Origin of the sequence: Azohydromonas sediminis (genome assembly GCF_003574675.1) — a bacterium.
GTDB lineage: Bacteria > Pseudomonadota > Gammaproteobacteria > Burkholderiales > Burkholderiaceae_C > Calidifontimicrobium > Calidifontimicrobium sediminis.
This window is the reverse complement of record NZ_QOAZ01000012.1, coordinates 81,038-93,063: the sequence shown is the minus strand read 5'-3', so window position 1 is coordinate 93,063 and position 12,026 is coordinate 81,038. Positions and strand designations below refer to the sequence as shown.

At 73.8% G+C, this 12,026-nt stretch carries 9 protein-coding genes; 4 read left to right on the top strand and 5 right to left on the bottom strand.

What is annotated here, in order from left to right:
• Positions 1-104: 104 nt before the first annotated feature.
• Entirely contained in the window at positions 105-1,067 is a 963-nt protein-coding gene (locus DRV96_RS08890) for a 2-hydroxyacid dehydrogenase (RefSeq protein ID WP_119290025.1), read from the bottom strand.
• A gap of 21 nt (positions 1,068-1,088) precedes the next feature.
• A complete protein-coding gene (locus DRV96_RS08885) occupies positions 1,089-3,011 on the bottom strand; it encodes a GspE/PulE family protein (RefSeq protein WP_119290023.1) in 1,923 nt (640 codons plus the stop codon).
• A 188-nt stretch (positions 3,012-3,199) separates the two neighbouring features.
• Here DRV96_RS08885 and trxC point away from each other — a divergent pair, with 188 nt between their 5' ends.
• The gene (trxC, locus tag DRV96_RS08880; protein WP_119290021.1) at positions 3,200-3,631 is read left to right on the top strand and encodes a thioredoxin TrxC; all 432 of its coding nucleotides are present in this window, start codon (positions 3,200-3,202) and stop codon (positions 3,629-3,631) included.
• On the opposite strand, the gene DRV96_RS08875 is transcribed toward trxC, so the two are convergent.
• From DRV96_RS08875 to DRV96_RS08865, 3 genes are all read right to left on the bottom strand, one after another.
• On the bottom strand, positions 3,632-5,656 hold the full coding sequence (locus DRV96_RS08875) for an acetoacetate--CoA ligase (RefSeq protein WP_119290050.1): 2,025 nt from the start codon (positions 5,654-5,656) through the stop codon (positions 3,632-3,634).
• Complete coding sequence (locus DRV96_RS08870) at positions 5,653-6,384, bottom strand: DUF3047 domain-containing protein (protein ID WP_119290019.1); 732 nt, start codon at positions 6,382-6,384, stop codon at positions 5,653-5,655. Before DRV96_RS08870 ends, DRV96_RS08875 begins: the two co-directional genes overlap by 4 nt.
• Positions 6,385-6,445: 61 nt before the next feature.
• A complete protein-coding gene (locus DRV96_RS08865) occupies positions 6,446-8,263 on the bottom strand; it encodes an ABC transporter substrate-binding protein (RefSeq protein WP_119290017.1) in 1,818 nt (605 codons plus the stop codon).
• Positions 8,264-8,345: 82 nt separating this feature from the next.
• Here DRV96_RS08865 and DRV96_RS08860 point away from each other — a divergent pair, with 82 nt between their 5' ends.
• From DRV96_RS08860 to DRV96_RS08850, 3 genes are read left to right on the top strand one after another with little or no spacing between them, the layout of a single operon-like run.
• Positions 8,346-9,284, top strand: a complete 939-nt coding sequence (locus tag DRV96_RS08860) for an ABC transporter permease (RefSeq protein ID WP_119290014.1) — start codon at positions 8,346-8,348, stop codon at positions 9,282-9,284.
• On the top strand, positions 9,281-10,333 hold the full coding sequence (locus DRV96_RS08855) for an ABC transporter permease (protein WP_119290012.1): 1,053 nt from the start codon (positions 9,281-9,283) through the stop codon (positions 10,331-10,333). The genes DRV96_RS08860 and DRV96_RS08855 overlap by 4 nt, the downstream gene beginning before the upstream one ends.
• Positions 10,330-12,024 carry an ABC transporter ATP-binding protein gene (locus DRV96_RS08850; RefSeq protein WP_119290010.1) on the top strand — a complete coding sequence of 565 codons (1,695 nt, stop codon included), beginning with the start codon at positions 10,330-10,332 and terminating at the stop codon, positions 12,022-12,024. Before DRV96_RS08855 ends, DRV96_RS08850 begins: the two co-directional genes overlap by 4 nt.
• Positions 12,025-12,026: the final 2 nt, after the last annotated feature.

The window sequence follows — 12,026 nt, the reverse complement described above, 5'->3', positions numbered from 1 at the left end:
CACCCGCGCAGCAGCGCCGCGTGACGTTCGTTCCTCTGGCCCTGACGCCAACCCGACGGGCGTCTGCGGCGATCAATTGCCTCTCAGCCTCTGAGCCGCGCGCCTCAGTAGCCGCGCGCGTGGTCGACCCAGCCCGGCAGCGCCTGCGGCGCGCGCCCGGCGCGCCACGCGGCGAGGTTGGCGGCGACGACGTCTGCGGCGCTGCGTTCGTCGGTCAGCGCGGCCGCGTGCGGCAGCAGCGTCACGCGCGGGTGCGTCCAGTACGGGTGCCCGGGCGGCAGCGGCTCGGTCGCGAACACGTCGAGCACGGCGTCGCGCAGGTGCCCGCTGTCGAGCGCGGCGAGCAGGTCGGCGTCGACGACGTGGGCGCCGCGCGCGACGTTGACGAGCCCGGCGCCCTTCGGCAGCGCGGCGAGGAAGCGCGCGTCGATCAGCCCGCGCGTGGCCGGCGTCAGCGGCAGCAGGTTGACCACGACGTCGCTCGTGCGCAGCAGCGGCTCGAGCGCGTCGCGGCCGGCTGCGCGCACGATGCCGTCGTCGGCCGCAGGGTGCGCATGCAGCGTCCACGCCTGCACGCGGTAGCCCAGCGGCATCAGCCGCCGCGCGGCGGCCAGACCCATCTGCCCGAGCCCGAGCAGCGTCACCGTGACCTCGTCGGCGCGGCGCTGCGCGTGCACCCGCCACTGCCGCTCGCGCTGCCGGCGCGCATAGGCGAAGAAGCCGCGGTGCAGCGCGAGCACGGCCCACACCACGGTCTGCGCCATCGCGTCGTTCATCGCCGGGTCGACCATGCGCACGAGCGGCACGCGTGCCGGCAGCGCCGCGTCGGCGAGCAGCCGGTCGACGCCGGCCCACAGCGAGTGCACGAGCTTCAGGTTCGGCCACGCGGCGAGCGTGCCCGGCGCCGGGTTCGCGACGACGGCGGCTTCGATCGCCGCCGGGTCGAACGCGTCGTGCTCGTCCCACAGCCGCACGCCCGGGCACCGCGCGGCCAGCGCCGGCGCGAGCGCGGCGTGCCAGCGCCGCCGTTCGGCGGCGTCGAGATCGCCGGCGAGCACGACGTCCATGCCGCGAGCCTAGCGCAGCGGCTACTGGTTGCTCGCGGCGAGCACTTCGGCGAGGTCGGTGAGCCCGGCGAGCATCTTCTCGATGCCGTCCTGGCGCAGCGTGACCATGCCGGCGGCCAGCGCGGCGGCGTGCAGCTGCGCGGCCGGCGCACGGTGGCGGATCAGCTCGCGCGCGGCGTCGTCGGCGAGCATCAGCTCGTGCAGCCCGAGACGCCCGTGGTAGCCGCTGCCGTCGCAGCGTGCGCAGCCGTGGCGGCGGTACTGGTACAGCCGGCCCTGCGCGTCGCCGTGCTGCCGGCGCCAGCGCGCGACCAGCGCCGCCTCGTCGAGGCCGCCGGCGCTGCCGCTGTCGAGGTACTGGCGCGCCAGGAGCAGCGCGCCGTCGTCGTCGAGCGCCTCGCGCACCCGGCACGCGGTGCACAGCCGGCGCACGAGGCGCTGCGCGAGGATCGCCAGCAGCGAGTCGGAGAACGTGAACGGGTCGAGCCCGATCTCGAGCAGCCGCGTGATGCTCTCGGGCGCGCTGTTGGTGTGCAGCGTGCTCATCACGAGATGGCCCGTGAGCGACGCCTCGACGGCGATGCGCGCGGTCTCCTCGTCGCGCATCTCGCCGATCATGATGACGTCGGGGTCGGCGCGCAGGAAGGTGCGCATCGCGGCGGCGAAGGTCCAGCCGATGCGCGCGTTGACCTGCACCTGGCGCAGGCCCTCCTGCGTGATCTCGACGGGGTCCTCGGCGGTCCAGATCTTGCGCTGCTCGGTGTTGAGCTCGCGCAGCACCGAGTGCAGCGTCGTCGTCTTGCCGCTGCCGGTGGGCCCGCAGATCAGGATCAGCCCGTAGGGCTTGGCCATCACCGAGCGCAGCGCCGCGAGGTTGCCCTCCGACAGCCCGATCGCGTCGAGCGGCAGCGGCTTCAGGCCCGACAGCAGCCGCAGCACGACGTCCTCGAGCCCGTGCACGGTGGGCACCGTGACCATGCGCAGCTCGACGTGCGGGCCGCCGAAGCGCGCGAAGTCGATCTTGCCGTCCTGCGGCTTGCGGTGCTCCGAGATGTCGAGGCTGGCCATGATCTTCAGCCGTGCCACGAGCGCGTAGCGGTAGCGCGCCGGCAGCTCGAGGTAGCGCACGAGGTCGCCGTCGACGCGCAGGCGGATGCGCACCGGCCGCGGCGCGTCGGCGGTCTCGATGTGGATGTCGGAGGCGCGCTGCTCGATCGCGTCGGCGATCATGCGGTTGACCAGCCGCACCAGCGTGTTGTCGGACTCGGAGACGACGGCCGCGTCGCTGTCGACCTCGGCCGACGCCGACTGCGCGAGTTCGGCCGCCAGCTCGCGCGCGCTGCGCGGCGTCGCGACCGGTGCGGCCGGCGCCCGCGCGGCCGGCGCGTCGCGGTACGCGCGCGCGACCGCGGCGGCCAGCGTGCCGGGCACCGCGATCACCGGCTGCACGCGCAGCTGCGCGATGAAGCGCAGCTCGTCGAGCAGCCGCGTGTCCCACGGGTCGGGCACCGCGACGACGAGCGTGTCGTCGCGCAGCATCAGCGGCAGCACGCCCTCGCGCTCGGCCTCGGCGGCCGGGATGCGCGCGAGCGCGTCGGGCTCGGGCGTCAGGCGCCGCGGATCGACCACCGGCACGCCGAGCCAGCGCGCCAGCGCCATGTTGAGCACCGGCGGTGTCAGCGCGCCGGCGTCGACGAGCAGCTGGCCGAGCAGGCGGTGCGGGCGCACGCGGGCCTGGGCCTGCAGCGCGCGCGTCAGCGTCTCGGGCGTGATCAGGCCGCGCTGGATCAGCGCCTCGCCGAGCCGGCGCGCGCGCGGCGTCGGCGCCGCGTGCAGGTGTTCCCACAGCGCGTCGAGCGAGCCGGGCACGGTGACGCCGGCGTCGTCGCCGCGGTCGGACGGGGCTGGCGGCAGCGGGTGCGGTTGGGTGTCGGCGAAGGGCATCGGATCGGTACGGCGAGGGGCGGGCTGCAGTGTCGAGGCTGTCGCCGCAGGCGGCGAGGCACGAATGCACGTGGCGCGCGGCACACCGTCGCGCGCGTGGCGCCGCTCGACGGCTGCAAAACCGGGGCGGTCGACGCGCGGTGGCCGGGCCCCCTTGGATTCGGCGCGCGGGGCGCCATCTTGAGCCCATGGACCAGCCCACCGCCCACGTTTCCTGCGCCCGCTGCGGCGCGACCAACCGCATCCCCACCGCACGCCTGGCCGACGACCCGGTGTGCGGCAAGTGCGGCCACGCGCTGCTCGACGGCCACCCGGTCGAGCTCGACGACCGCAACTTCGACGCCTTCGTCAAGGCTACCGACCTGCCGGTGCTGGTCGACTTCTGGGCGCCGTGGTGCGGCCCGTGCCGCATGATGGCGCCGCAGTTCGAGCAGGCCGCGCGCCAGCTCAAGGGGCGCGCCGTGCTCGTCAAGGTCAACAGCGACGAGGCGCAGCGCACCGCGGGGCGCTTCGGCATCCGCAGCATCCCGACGCTGGTCAAGCTGCAGGGCGGGCGCGAAGTCGCGCGCCAGTCGGGCGCGGTGCCCGCGTCGGCGATCGTCGCGCTGGCGCAGCGCTGATCAGCCGGCGGCGGCGGCGCGCCGGCGCGCGAACTCGACGTACCAGTCGACGCAGTCGGCGTTGGCCATCGCGTCGCGGTTCATCACCTTCGCCGGATCGGCGCCGAGCAGCAGCTTCTTGACCGGCAACTCCATCTTCTTGCCCGAGAGCGTCCGCGGGATCGCCTTGACCTGCACGATCTCGCTGGGCACGTGGCGCGGCGACAGCGCGGTCCGGATCTCGTCGCGGATGCGCTTTTCCAGCGCGGCGTCGAGCACGACGCCGTCGCGCAGCACGACGAACAGCGGCATGTAGCTCTCGCGGCCGAGGTATTCGAGGTCGACGACGAGGCTGTCGAGCACCTCGGGCAGCGCCTCGACCGCGCGGTACAGCTCGGCGGTGCCCATGCGGATGCCGTGGCGGTTGATCGTCGCGTCGCTGCGGCCGTAGATGATCGCGCCGCCGCGCGGCGTGATACGGATCCAGTCGCCGTGCCGCCACACGCCGGGGTAGGTGTCGAAGTAGCTGTCGTGCAACCGGGAACCGTCCGGGTCGTTCCACAGATACAGCGGCATCGACGGCATTGGCTTCGTGCACACCAGCTCGCCGACCTCGTCGACGAGCGCGCGTCCCTGCTCGTCCCAGGCCTCGACCGCGGCGCCGAGGCAGCGGCACTGCATCTCGCCCTCGACCACCGGCAGCGTGCGCAGCCCGGCGATGAAGGCCCCGGCGAAGTCGGTGCCGCCCGAGATCGACGTCAGCCAGATGCGCTCGCCGTCGACGCGCGGCAGCCGCTCCCAGATCCAGCGGTAGCCCTCGACCGCCAGCGGCGAGCCGGTCGAGCCCACCGCGCGCAGCCGCGACAGGTCGGCTGCGTGCTGCGGCTTCACGTCGGCCTTCAGGCACGACGCATAGAACGCCGCACCGGCGCCGAAGAACGTCGCGCCGGCGAGGCCGGCGAAGCGCCACAGCGTCGTCCAGTCGGGCGCGCCTTGCGGACCGGCGGGGCTGCCGTCGAACAGGCAGATCGTCGTGCCGCCGAGCAGGCCGCCGACCTGGCAGTTCCACATGATCCAGCCGGTCGAGCTGTACCAGTGGAAGCGATCGCCGGTGTCGACGCTGGCGCCGACGTCGTTGTGCAGCACGCCGAGCTTGAGCGCTTCGAGCATCACGCCGCCGTGGCCGTGCACGATGGCCTTCGGCAGCCCGGTGGTGCCGCTCGAGTAGACGATCCACAGCGGGTGGTCGAACGGCAGCCACGCGGGTTCGAAGGGCACGTCGTCGGCGACCAGTGCACCCCAGTCGTGGGCACGGCGCCGCGCGCCGGCGAAGGCCTGCGCGTCGGTGCCGGCGTCGAGCCGCGGCCAGACGACGACGTCGGTGAGCGTCGGCAGCTGGGCGAGCAGCTGGTGCAGCAGCGGCCGGCGGTCGTGCGCGACGCCGCCGAACACGTAGCCGTCGCTGGCGATCAGTACTTTCGGCTCGATCTGCCGGAAGCGGTCGAGCACCGCCACCGGCCCCATGTCGGGCGAACAGACCGACCACACCGCGCCGACGCTCGCGCACGCGAGGAACGCGACGACCGTCTGCGGCGTGTTCGGCAGCACCGCGACGACGCGGTCGCCCGGCGCGACGCCCATCGCGCGCAGCCGCGCCGCCAGCGACGCGACCTGGCGGCGCAGCTCGGGCCACGACACCTCGCCGAGTTCGCCGCGCGCGAGCATCGCCTCGTCGGCGTGGACGATCGCCGGGTGGCCGGCGGCGTGCGCCGCGTCGGCGTGGCGCATCACCTGCTGCGCATAGTTGACCTGCACGCCGGGGAACCAGCGCGCCCCCGGCATGCGCGCGTCGGCGAGCACGGTGGTCACCGGCGTCGGCGAGCGCAGGTCGAAGTGGTCCCAGATCGAGCGCCAGAACGCGTCGAGGTCGGTCGTCGACCAGCGCCACAGCGCGTCGTAGCCGGCCTCGTCGTCGACCGTGAAGTCGAGCCCGCGCTGCGCGCGCAGCCAGCGCAGGTAGCCGAGGATGCGCGGCTCGGGGCTCATCGCGCGCTCGCGGCAGCCGATGCCGTCGCGCGCGCGGGCAGCAGGCGGATGTCGCCGTACCACGCGAGCGCGTCGGACTTCGTGTTGTCGCTGTCGGTCAGCACGCCCACGCCGATCAGCCGCCCCGGCTCGGCGCCGCGGGCGACGACGACGGTCTTGACCTGCGCCGTCACCGCGTGCGGCACGACGCTGCCCTCGGGCAGGCGGTTGTCCCAAGCGTAGACCAGCGTCGCGAACGGCACCGCCTGCCCGGTCAGCAGCGCGGCCTTGTCCATCAGCAGTCGCTCGCGCAGCGGCAGCGTCGCAGCGTCGCCGTCGAAGAACAGCAGCACGCGCGCCGGCGAGTCGTCGTGGTGGCGGTCGGCGAGGTTGGCCACCGGGTTGGGGTGTGCGAGCCGCCACTCCCACGCGACGACGGGGCGCTGCGCCGGATCGACGTCGAGCCGCTGCCTGAGCCCCGATGCCGCGCGCGTGGCCAGCGCCTGCAGCACGATGCGCTGCGACGCGGCATCGACGACGAACTCGTACTGCGTCGGTGTCTTCGCCGGGCCGACGATCCACGGCTGCCACGGCGACGCGCCGTCGCTACCGGGGCGCTGGGCCGAGAACGGCGTGACGTCGGCCAGCGGCGCGGCGCGGTCGACGCTGGCGCAGCCGGCCAGCGTCAGCGCTGCGACCAGCGCGGCAGCGGCCGCGGACGACGGGGGACGCGAGCGGGGTGTGAACATGGCGCGCGAGCTTAGCCGGCGTTCGTGACGGCCGCCTCGGGACGCACCCGCGGTGCGCACGTCAGCGCCCGCGCCGCCGTGCGCGCTCGGCCGGGTCGACGTCGACGTACTTCCAGAAGTCGCGCACGAACAGGTGGCGGTGGTAGCCGATCACCCACGGGTGCGCGAGGTCGGTGCCGATGCGGTGCACGTGGATCTTGTACGGCATGTAGGCCACGAGCAGCTTCTTCGCTTCGGTCATCAGCGCGAGCCGCTCGGGCCCGTCGGGCAGCGCGCGCTGGCGCTCGTACAGCGCGTTGAACGCCGGCAGGTCGAAGCGCGCGTGGTTGGCCTGGCCGCGGTTCGGCCCGTAGCCCAGCGCGAGGAAGGTGTCGCCGTCGGGCGCACCGGCGCTCCAGCCCACCCCCCACATCATCAGCTGCCCGGCGCGGCTGGCCTTGAGCTGCTCGGGCCACTTGGCGACCCTGAACTCGATGCGCACGCCGATCGCGTGCATGTGCTTGCGCCACAGCTCGGCCAGTGCGCGCGCGGTCTGGTCGGGGCTGGTGGCGTACTCGAGGACCAGCGCTCGGCCGTCGGGCTGGTCGCGCCAGCCGTCGCCGTCGCGGTCGACCCAGCCGTACAGGTCGAGCAGCGCCTTCGCGCGCGCAACGCTGTGCTCGCTCATCTCGGAGCGGAAGTCGGGGTCGTAGCCCCAGGTCTGCGGCGCGATGACCGACTGCGCCGGGATCGCCTGCCCGCGGCGCACGATGCGGATCTCGCGCTCGACGTCGACCGCCAGCGCGATCGCGCGGCGCAGCGCGACCTGGTGCGGCGCATAGCCGCCCACCAGCGGGTGCTCCATCGCGAAGTAGGTCAGCGCGACGTCGGCGCGCGGGTAGCGCAGCATCGTGATGCCGCGCTGTGCGAGGTGTGGCGCGAGCTGGTTGTTCGGCAGCGCGACGTCGGCGAACTCGGGCGGCACGAGCTCCTGGATGTCCTGCTCGCCGCCGAGGAACGACAGCCAGCGCGGCTGCGCCTCCTCGATGATGGCGATCTCGACGCGGTCGACCATCGGCAGCCGGCGGCCCTTGAGCTGCGCGGCGATCGCGACCAGCCGCGCGTCGTCGGGCGGCGGGTGCTCGTCGTAGCGCACCTCGCGGTAGTTCGGGTTGCGCTCGAGCACGATCAGCGACGAGCGCCGCCACTGCGCGAGGCGAAACGGCCCGGTGCCCACCGGGTGCTCGCCGATGCGGTCGCCGTAGCGTTCGACGACTTCGCGCGCCAGCGCGCCGGTGAACGAGCCGTCGGTGAAGTGGTAGAGGAACCGCGGCTTGGGCTCGGCCAGGCGGATCTGGAACGTGTAGCGGTCCAGCGCGCGCAGGCCCTCGACCTCGCGGTCGTAGTCGAACGGCTGCTTCTTCTCGATCGCCTCGCGGCGCAGCTCGGACAGGCCGAGGATCTTGTCGTTCTCGAGCAGGTACAGGTTGCCGCTCTTCCAGCGTGGGTCGTAGTGGCGCTTGAGCGAGTAGACGTAGTCGTGTGCCGTCAGCTCGCGCGGCCGGCCGCCGAAAGCCGGGTCGTCGGCGAAGTGGATGCCGGGCCGCACGCGGAACGTGAAGGTGCGGAAGTCGTCCGAGACCTCGGGCATCGCGGCCAGCGTGTTCGGCCGCAGCCGCGCCGGGCTGGCGAGGAATTCGAACTCGAGCGGGGCGTCGAAGATGCCGGCGGCGACCGTCCGCGAGTACAGGTCGGTGATCTGCGCCGGGTCGAAGCTCGTCTCGGCCACCGGGAACGCGTAGCGCAGCACCTTGGGCGCGGGCGCCGCCGCCGGCTGGGCCGGCGCGGCGGCCACGCACAGCGCCGACGCCACCGCCACCAGCCACCGCTTCGCCGCCACTGCCCGTCCTGCCGTCCGCACTGCGCGCGCAGTCTAGCGGCGCGCCTACACTCGCGCGTCGTTTCCACCCGCCGCGACGCCGATGGCCGCCTACCTGATCCGCCGCCTGTGGCAGACGGTGCCGACGCTGGCCGGTGTCGTCGTGCTGGTGTTCGCGCTGTTCAAGGTCTTCGGCGGCGACCCGGCCGAGATCCTCGGCGGCCTGAACGCGAGCGAGGAGCAGGTCGCCGCGATCCGCGCGCAGCTCGGCCTGGACCGGCCGTGGTGGGTGCAGCTCGGCCTGTTCCTGAAGCAGGTCGCGACCTTCGACTGGGGCACGAGCTGGGCCACGAACGAGCCGGTGGCGCAGCTGTTCGCCACCCGGCTGCCGGCGACGCTGACGGTGATGCTGCCGATCCTCGTGCTCGACACGCTGCTGGCGATCCCGATCGCGCTCGGCGTCGCGGTGCTGCGCGGCTCGCTGACCGACCGCGCCGTGATGGTGGCCACCACCGTCGCGCTGTCGATCAGCTTCCTCGTCTACGTCATCGTCGGCCAGTACCTGTTCGGCTTCCGGCTCGGCTGGTTCCCGGTGCAGGGCTGGAGCGACAGCCTGTGGACCAACCTGACGGTCTACGCGCCGCTGCCGGTGCTGCTCGCGGTGGCCGTCGGGCTGGCGCCACAGACGCGGCTGTACCGCAGCTTCTTCCTCGACGAGATCGGGCAGGACTACGTGCGCACTGCGCGCGCCAAGGGGCTGGCCGAGCGCACCGTGCTGCTCAAGCACGTGCTGCGCAACGCGCTGATCCCGATCCTGACCCACGTCGCGCTCGCGTTGCCGGGCGTCTTCGTCGGCTCGTTCCTGATCGAGGTCTTCTTCTCGATCCCCGGCCTCGGGCGCGAGGTGCTGCTGGCCGTCAACCGCAGCGACTACCCGGTGATCCAGGCGGTGACGGTCTACGTCGCGGTGCTGACGATGGCGATCAACCTCGTCGCCGACCTGCTCTACAAGCTCGCCGACCCGCGGGTGGTGCTGAAGTGAGCGCCGTCGTCGAGCCGTACCTGGCCGCCGGCGACGCCGAGCGCTGCGAGGGCGTGTGGCGCACTGCGGCGCGACGCTTCGCGGCCGACCGCGTCGGCGTCGCGTCGGTGGGCGTCGTGCTCGCGTTCGGGCTGCTGATCGTCGCGTCGGTGGTGGGCTGGGTCGCGGCCGACTGGCAGCGCGAGGTCGGCGTGCCGAGCGCGCCGCCGGCGTTCGTCGGTGCGCGCGCGGCCGACGCGGCGCCCGACGCCGCCGCGAGCGCCGGTGCGCGCGCCGACCTGTCGGCGATCGACCCGCTCGCGCCGCGCTACCGCGAGTGGGACGAGCGCGCCGCGCAGTACCGCGTCGACGAGGCGCCGAAGCGCGCGACGCTGCCGCTCGGCGGCGACCGCCTCGGGCGCGACGTGCTCGCCAAAGCCGTCAAGGGCACCGAGGTCTCGGTGGCCGTCGGCGTCGCGGCGGCCGTCGTCGCCACCGTGATCGGCACGCTGCTCGGTGCCTGCGCCGGCTTCTTCGGCGGCAAGGTCGGTGACCTGCTCGAGTGGGTCTACAACGTGTTCACCGCGGTGCCGGGCATCCTGCTCGTGTTCGCGTTCGCCGCGGTGTTCGGCCGCGGCGTCGACACCGTCGTGCTGATCCTCGGCCTGACCGGCTGGACCGGCGTGTACCGGCTCGTGCGCGCCGAGTTCATGAAGCACGTGGTGCGCGAGTACGTGCGCGCCGCACAGGCCATCGGCGCGAGCGCCGCGAGCCGGATGTTCCGCCACATCCTGCCCAACGTCAGCCACGTGATCCTCGTGCAGCTGTCGATCCTCGTCGTCGGTTTCATCAAGGCCGAGGTGATCCTGAGCTACCTCGGCCTGGGCGTGCCGCTCGACCAGGTCAGCTGGGGCACGATGCTCGCCGAAGCACAGACCGAGCTGCTGCTGGGCCACTGGTGGCAGCTCGCCGCGGCGACACTGTTCATGGCGGTGTTCGTCACCGCGTTCTCGCTGGCCACCGACGCGCTGCGCGACGCGCTCGACCCGAAGCTGCGGGGGGCCGCGTGAGCGCGCCGCTGCTGTCGATCGATGACCTGCGTGTGTCGTTCCGCGTCGGCCGCGACGGCAGCGGCGCCACCCACGCCGACGCCGTGCGCGGCGTGAGCTTCGACGTGCCCGAGGACGCGACGCTGGCGCTGGTCGGCGAGTCGGGCAGCGGCAAGAGCGTGACGGCGATGGCCGTCGTCGACCTGCTGCCGCCCAACGCCGAGCGCCGCGGGCGCATCGTCTGGCGCGGGCACGACCTGCTGCGCGAGCCGCCGGCGGCGACGCGCGCGCTGCGCGGGCGCGAGATCGCCTGCGTGTTCCAGGACCCGATGTCGTCGCTGAACCCGGTGCTGAGCATCGGCGACCAGCTCACCGAGCCGCTGCGCCGCCACCTCGGGCTGACGCGGCGGCAGGCGCGCGAGCGCGCGCTGGCGCTGCTCGCCGAGGTCGGCATCGCCGAGCCGCGGCGGCGGCTGGCGGCGTACCCGCACGAGCTGTCGGGCGGGCAGCAGCAGCGCGTGATGATCGCGATGGCGCTGGCGGGCGAGCCGCGGCTGCTGATCGCCGACGAGCCGACGACGGCGCTCGACGTGACGGTGCAGCGCCAGATCCTCGAGCTGCTCGCCGCGCTGCGCCGGCGCCACCGCATGAGCGTGCTGTTCATCAGTCACGACCTCGGCGTGGTCGGCGAGATCGCCGACCACGTCGTCGTGATGCGCCACGGTGTCGTGCGCGAGCAGGGCCCGGTGGCGCGCGTGTTCGCCGCGCCGCAGGACGCGTACACGAAGGCGCTGCTCGCGTGCCGCCCGCCGCTGCACGACCCGCCGCCGCGCCTGCGCGTCGTCGACGACGGCGGGGCCGGCCGCGAGACGGCGCGCGCGGCGCGGCCGAAGGACCCGCACGCCCCCGTCGTGCTCGAGGTGCGCGCGCTGGCCAAGAGCTTCACGGCGCGCGAGGGCCTGTTCGGGCGGCGCGAGTTCGCGGCCGTGCGCGACGTCAGCTTCCGTCTGCGGCGCGGCCACACGCTGGGTGTCGTCGGCGAGTCGGGCTCGGGCAAGACGACGATGGGGCTGGCGCTGCTGCAGCTGCACGAGCCGCGTTCGGGGCCGCAGCGCGGGCAGGTGCTGCTCGACGGGCGAGACGTGCAGCGGCTCGACGCGCGCGAGCGGCTCGCGATGCGCCGTCGGCTGCAGATCGTGTTCCAGAACCCGTACGCGAGCCTGAATCCGCGCTTCACGGTCGGTCAGGCGCTCGTCGAGCCGATGGCGATCCACGGCCTCGGCCGCGACACCGCCGAGCGCGAGCGGCGCGCGCGTGCGCTGCTCGACCAGGTCGGGGTGACCGGGCGCGCGTTCGGCAAGTACCCGCACGAGTTCAGCGGCGGCCAGCGCCAGCGCATCGCGATCGCGCGCTGCCTCGCGCTCGAGCCCGAGGTGATCGTGCTCGACGAGGCCGTCAGCGCGCTCGACGTCAGCGTGCAGGCGCAGGTGCTGAACCTGCTGCGCGACCTGCAGGACGAGCTCGCGCTGGCCTACGTCTTCATCAGCCACGACCTCGCCGTCGTGCGCTTCATGAGCGACGAGGTGCTGGTGATGAAGGACGGCGCCGTCGTCGAACAGGCCGGCGCGGCCGAGGTGCTGGCCGCACCGCGCCACCCGTACACGCAGCAGCTGCTCGCGGCGGTGCCGCGCGGCGTGCCCGCGCGGGCGTGAAC